General features: G+C 52.8%; 7 protein-coding genes. 3 read left to right on the forward strand and 4 right to left on the reverse strand.

Annotated elements, in window-relative coordinates:
- Positions 1 to 383 (reverse strand): P2 family phage major capsid protein (locus H8L47_RS30010; protein ID WP_230413957.1); only part of this gene is annotated, 383 nt, incomplete at its 3' end.
- Positions 384 to 440: 57 nt separating this feature from the next.
- The gene (locus H8L47_RS28935) at positions 441 to 1,274 is read right to left on the reverse strand and encodes a GPO family capsid scaffolding protein (protein ID WP_186957297.1); all 834 of its coding nucleotides are present in this window, start codon (positions 1,272 to 1,274) and stop codon (positions 441 to 443) included.
- A 140-nt stretch (positions 1,275 to 1,414) separates the two neighbouring features.
- Here H8L47_RS28935 and H8L47_RS28940 point away from each other — a divergent pair, with 140 nt between their 5' ends.
- The 3 genes from H8L47_RS28940 to H8L47_RS28950 are packed head-to-tail and all read left to right on the forward strand — an operon-like array spanning position 1,415 to position 4,523.
- Positions 1,415 to 3,253 carry a terminase ATPase subunit family protein gene (locus tag H8L47_RS28940; RefSeq protein WP_186957298.1) on the forward strand — a complete coding sequence of 613 codons (1,839 nt, stop codon included), beginning with the start codon at positions 1,415 to 1,417 and terminating at the stop codon, positions 3,251 to 3,253.
- Complete coding sequence (locus H8L47_RS28945; RefSeq protein ID WP_186957299.1) at positions 3,250 to 4,317, forward strand: phage portal protein; 1,068 nt, start codon at positions 3,250 to 3,252, stop codon at positions 4,315 to 4,317. Before H8L47_RS28940 ends, H8L47_RS28945 begins: the two co-directional genes overlap by 4 nt.
- On the forward strand, positions 4,314 to 4,523 hold the full coding sequence (locus H8L47_RS28950; RefSeq protein WP_186957300.1) for a DUF2116 family Zn-ribbon domain-containing protein: 210 nt from the start codon (positions 4,314 to 4,316) through the stop codon (positions 4,521 to 4,523). Before H8L47_RS28945 ends, H8L47_RS28950 begins: the two co-directional genes overlap by 4 nt.
- A 154-nt stretch (positions 4,524 to 4,677) precedes the next feature.
- Here the strand turns inward: H8L47_RS28950 and H8L47_RS28955 are convergent, their stop codons facing one another.
- Together H8L47_RS28955 and H8L47_RS29585 are read right to left on the reverse strand one after the other, a co-directional pair.
- Entirely contained in the window at positions 4,678 to 5,100 is a 423-nt protein-coding gene (locus H8L47_RS28955; protein WP_186957301.1) for a hypothetical protein, read from the reverse strand.
- 99 nt (positions 5,101 to 5,199) lie between these two features.
- Positions 5,200 to 5,440, reverse strand: a 241-nt coding sequence (locus tag H8L47_RS29585) for a hypothetical protein (protein ID WP_222616725.1), incomplete at its 5' end; no start/stop codon positions are given.

Consider the following 5,440-nt stretch of genomic DNA (forward strand, 5'->3'; position numbering starts at 1 on the left):
CGAATGCGGGTTTGGAAGTCGGGGAATTTGGCCCAGACATCGAGCTTGGCATAGGGGACGTGGGTGTCGTAGTTGGTTTTGCTGCATTTGTAGCGGCCGTTTTCCAGACCTGTTAAGTCGCGGGTTTGGCGGTCTTGCTGGGTGGTGTCGGTGCGGCTGGCGACGGGGCTGCTGATGCCTAAGTGTAGCTTTTCACCTTCCATTTCTTGTACGCCGATGATGTTGATGCGGCTTAGGAATTGGCTGGATTCTTGAATTTTGGTTTCAAGGCGTTGCTGGACGCTGGGGGCGATGGCGAAGGTTTTGGTGGCGTCGTCTACGCCGTTGATGTCGCCCAGGCGGGTGACGAGTGCGTTGTAGGCTTTGCGGGTGGTGTTTTGCATGTGAATGTCCTGTTGTTTGTTTTGTTGTTTGGTTCGCTGTTTGTCTCGTTGCTTGGCTTAGCAGTCGGTCTGCTCTGTACCGTTGCCGCCTGTGGCTGTTGGGCGGGTCGTCTGGTTGCCGGGTTCTTTGTCGAGCTGGGTTTTCAGGCTGTTGAAGTTGTCTGTGACGGTTTTGAGGTTCTTTTCGAGCTCGGTGATGCGTTTGTTGGATTCACTAAAACGCTGTTCCTGGTCTGCGGTGTGTTCCACTACGGTTTCAATTGCCTGGCCAAGATCATCAAAGCGGGCGTTGTCACCGCCTTTTTTGCTGTTGAAGACTTTTAGCAGGTCTTTGACTTTGGCTGCCAGGCCTGTGGCTTCTGTATCGATTTCTTCAAATTCAAGATTGGCTTCAACAGCAGCAGAGAACAGGTGTGCAGGGTTGGTTTTGCGACCTGCAAAGGGGTTGGCGTTGGGGTTGTTGGCGGCAAAGCTGAGAACTTCGGTGCCGAGGCTGGCGGGGCTGTCGGTGACGCCCAGGCCGACAAGGTAGGCTTCGCCGGTGTCGGCAAACTTGTCATTGATTTCTATGCTGGTGTAAATCTTTTGCTTGGCCTTGGTCATGGCGATCAAGTCGTCTGTGGGCTCGATCTGGGCGAACAGGGCCAGTTTTTTGTCGCCGTCGATGGTGACTTCTTCGGCCTTGACTGCTGTTACATCGCCATAGGCACGGAAGGGGCTGTCGGCGAGGGTGCCGCGTATGTGTTCCATCCAGATGCGGGCACCGTATTTTTGCGGGTCGAAGTTTTTAGCCATTTGCTGTATCCAGCTGCGTTCTATCTTGCGGCCGTCAGTTGTTGCGCCTTCGAGCGCCACGCGGAAGAATTTTGACTTGAATTTTTTGGTGGACATGATGAAATAAGGGGCTGGGCAGTTGAAGAGTGCCCATGGTCTTACTTGCGCTGACTGTGTTCAACGGGCTGGGAGTTGTTAAGATTTTTAACAACTTTGCCGCAATGCCTACGCGGGCGCGATGCCCTTAATCTGGCGGCATGAATGCGAATGCCGACGAATGCCCGTCTGAAATTTCCCCCGATAACGAACTGGATGCGCCCGAAGATTCCACCCTTGGCGCAACGGTTGCGCCTACTTACGATCTTAAAAAGCACGCGCAGGCCTTGTACTGGCAGGGCTGGCGGGTGTCTTCGATTGCGCGGCATTTGGAGATTGCCCGCACGACGGTGCAGAGCTGGTGCGATCGTGAAAAATGGGACGACACGCCGTTCATAGAGAAGATAGAAGCCAGCCTTGAAACGCGCCTGGTGCAGTTGATTGCCAAAGAGGTGAAGACCGGCGGCGACTTCAAAGAGATTGATTTGCTGATGCGCCAGGCAGTGCAGACAGCGCGGGTGCGCCGCTATGAGGCACCGGGCGGCAATGAAGTGGATCTCAATCCTAAGCTAGCAAACCGCAATGCCGGGCCTAAGAAAAAGCCGACGCGCAATGATTTTAGTGATGAGCAGCGGGATCAGCTGCTAGAGGCGTTTAGGGATTCGCTGTTTGATTATCAAAAGGTATGGCTGCGTAATGGGCATGAGCGCACGCGGGTGATTTTGAAGTCGCGCCAGATTGGGGCTACCTGGTACTTTGCGCGGGAGGCTTTGGCTGATGCGATGGAGACGGGGCGCAATCAGATATTTTTGTCTGCATCGAAGGCGCAGGCGCATGTATTCAAGCAATACATTATTCAGTTTGCCAAGGAAGCGGCGGGGATTGAGCTGGCCGGTGATCCTATTGTTTTACCTAATGGGGCGCATCTTTATTTTTTGGGTACCAATGCCAGGACGGCCCAGGGTTATCACGGCAATTTCTATTTTGATGAATTTTTCTGGACGCATAAGTTTCAGGAATTGAACAAGGTGGCGTCTGGCATGGCGCTGCATAAGCAGTGGCGTAAGACCTATTTTTCTACGCCTTCCAGCATAACGCATGAGGCTTACCCATTCTGGACGGGCGAGCTGTTCAATAAGCGGCGACCAAAAAAAGACCAGGTCAATATTGATGTCAGTCACAAACGGCTTGCCAGCGGTTTTACGGGCGAAGACAAGATGTGGCGGCAAATTGTCACCATCATGGACGCCCAGGCTGGGGGCTGTGATCTGTTCGATATCGACGAGCTGCGCACCTATGAGTACAGCCCGGACCAGTTTGAAAACCTGTTGATGTGCCAGTTTATTGATGACACGGCCTCTGTCTTCCCTCTGCAAGAGCTGCAAAAGTGCATGGTGGACGCCTGGGTGGATTGGACAGACTTTAAGCCATTTACCACGCGGCCATACGGTGATAACCCGGTCTGGATAGGGTATGACCCGGCATTTACTGGCGATAGTGCCGGGCTGGTGATTCTGGCGCCACCGCGCACGCCTGGCGGCAAGTTCCGGGTGCTGGAGCGCATGCAGTTCAGGGGCATGGACTTTGCGGCCCAGGCGGAACAGATACGGCAATCCACGATTCGCTATCACGTTGCCTTTATTGGCATTGATGCCACTGGCATGGGCGAGGGTGTGCACCAGCTGGTTAAAAACTTCTACCCGAATGTGACCAAGATCAACTATGACCCGGCGGTTAAAAGCCGCATGGTCATCAAAGCCCGCGACGTGATCAGCAAGGGCCGTCTGGAATTTGACGCCGGGGCCACGGATCTGGCGCAGGCATTTATGACGATTAAAAAGACGCTGACGGCCAGCGGCCAGCATGTGACCTATGTGGCAGACCGAAGCGAGGAAACCGGGCATGCAGACCTTGCCTGGGCGTGTATGCATGCGCTGGACCATGAGCCATTGGATGGTGGCATAGGCAGCAATCAATCATTTATGGAGGTGTATTCATGACGAGAAAGAAGAGGCGCGGGCAGTTTAATGCCGCGTCAGAAGGCCAGGCAGACGCGGTACAGGCCTTGCCAGCGTTGCCGGGTGCTGAGGTGTTCAGCTTTGGTGACCCTACGCCGGTATTAGACCGGGCTGAAATTCTGGACTATATCGAGTGTTGGACGAACGGGCGGTATTACGAGCCGCCTATCAGTTGGGACGGCCTGGCGAAGTCGTTCAGGGCCAGTGTGCACCATTCAACGGCGATCTATGTCAAGCGCAACTTGCTGGCGGCCACCTTTGTGCCGCATGCCTTGCTGTCACGCGAGGCGTTTAGCCGGTTTGCGCTGGATTTCCTTGTCTTTGGCAATGCCTATCTGGAAAACCGCAAAAGCCGCACGGGCAAGCCGCTGCAGCTTGAGCCGGCCCTGGCCAAGTACATGCGCCGCTGCAGTGATGACTTGAACCAATACGCCTTTGTGCGTGGCTGGCAGGAAGATCATGTGTTTGAGTCTGGGGCGATTTTCCATTTGATGGAGCCGGATATTAATCAGGAGGTTTATGGCCTGCCTGAGTATTTGAGCGCCTTGCATTCTGCCTGGTTAAACGAGGCGGCGACGCTGTTCAGGCGTAAGTATTACAAGAACGGCTCCCATGCGGGCTTCATCTTGTACATGACGGACCCGGCACAGAATCAAAGCGACGTCGACAACATGCGCCAGGCATTACGCGACAGCAAGGGGCCGGGCAATTTCCGCAATGTGTTCATGTATGCGCCGAACGGCAAGAAAGACGGGATCCAGATATTGCCAGTGTCTGAGGTGGCGGCCAAGGATGAGTTTTTTAGCATCAAGAACGTGACACGCGACGACATGCTGGCGGCGCACCGGGTACCGCCGCAACTGCTGGGCCTGGTGCCAAACAATACGGGCGGTTTTGGGGCTGTGGAGCCTGCGGCCAGGGTGTTTGCCATGAACGAGCTGGAACCGCTGCAGGCGCGGTTTAGGGAGTGCAACGAGTGGATAGGCGAGGAAGTAATTAGATTTACCCCATATTCTTTAGGTGACGCAGGAGGCACCACAAAATGAGTGATATCGCTGACAGCGCAGATGCGCGTATTAGTCTTGATCTTGAATTTGCTTTGAACAATATGCAGCGCTTCCCTGCTGTAGAGCCTGATTTGCATTGCTTGTTCTGTGACGAGCCTGTGGGGTATCGAGAATTGTTTTGCGATTCAGATTGCCGCTGTGATTACGAGAAAGAGCAAAAGCTTCTTAAGATTGCGGGCCGTTGATTTCGGTCACACAAGCATTTATACACACAACTACACATGAATTTCTATTGAGTTTCATAAACCGAATGTAAATAGTAAGCGACATTAGTGGTTATTTATTTACACAAGGGCCGCTAGGCTTAACTAGGGGTAAAGGGAGGATATCGAAGCATGCTTACTTAATAGAGCGCATTGCACCTCGGTGCCGAGCAGCTACAAAGAAAATAAAGGCAAGAAACAGTGAGGAAAAAACACCCACGACGATCTCAGACTTACCATCGACAAAGGTTTCGTAAGTGCAGAATGCGGCAAATGCTAACGACGCAAAGCCACCGACTCGAAAAGCGAAGGGAGATAGAACGCCACCGCCCTTACGAACTCCTCTTCCGAAAAAAATTCGATATGCGATTGTTAGCCCGAAGATACCAACAAGTAGTGCGATTGCCATAGTAGCAATAATTGCTAAAGTCGTTTCAGCTCTAACGATGCAGCGCCACACGCCCACTGCACCGAGCGAAGCGAACGGGAGCGAAACAATCGCAAGCGCAACACCTGCCAATTGCTGCGACAGCCTAGAAGTTGATTGACCTTCCCACATATATGTATGCCTAACGTCTGAATTGTGGGGCGGCGCAGCCGTCCCAAAAAAATGACAAATTATACTTTACCATCTGGCTTACCAAAGAAGTTCTGCCATTTAAAGTCCTCGGAAAGTTGTATTGCATTTGCCGCATGGGCAGGAAATTGTCCAAGCGCACGGTCTAATGCCTTTATTTATACTCAGTGCTTCCACATTCAGTAGCTGGTTGCAATCCAAGCATGACTGGGTGATCGGGTCGCCACTGTTGGATTGAGCGAGCGCAATATATATTTGTATAGCTTGCGGTGAAAGACCTTCCAAATTCATCCCAGAAAGATATTTTTCTTCGTCGGTCATT

The sequence above is a fragment of the Undibacterium umbellatum genome, assembly GCF_014284125.1.
GTDB classification, from domain to species: Bacteria; Pseudomonadota; Gammaproteobacteria; order Burkholderiales; family Burkholderiaceae_D; genus Undibacterium; species Undibacterium umbellatum.